The sequence below is a fragment of the Shewanella sp. AS1 genome (genome assembly GCF_021412565.1).
GTDB lineage: Bacteria > Pseudomonadota > Gammaproteobacteria > Enterobacterales > Shewanellaceae > Shewanella.
On record NZ_JAKCLJ010000118.1, the window covers coordinates 1 to 282 of the forward strand.

Annotated in this window: 1 protein-coding gene; it reads right to left on the reverse strand. The window is 66.0% G+C overall.

Annotation, left to right across the window (positions count from 1 at the left end):
* Nucleotides 1–236 (reverse strand): acyltransferase family protein (locus LZP69_RS16315; protein WP_234201739.1); only part of this gene is annotated, 236 nt, incomplete at its 3' end.
* Nucleotides 237–282 lie beyond the last annotated feature (46 nt).

A 282-nucleotide genomic window follows, 5' to 3' on the forward strand; every position in this document is an offset into this window, starting at 1 on the left:
AGGAGCGCTGGCAAGAGCCGTCTCACCCGGCGCGCATAGAAGCTCGAGAGGTCGACCTTCCCGCTTCGCTCGGCCTCTGCCGTCAGGAGCGACGTGATCAGGAACCCGGAGATCACGAAGAAGATGTCGACGCCGACGTACCCGCCGCTCCAGCCGGCAATGCCCGCATGCGACGCAACGACCGTCGCGATCGCGATCGCCCGCAACCCATCGATGTCCGGGCGGTAGTCGATCATGACGCGAAGCGAGAGCCGCGTAAGAGGAGTGCTGCGATCGCGAGCG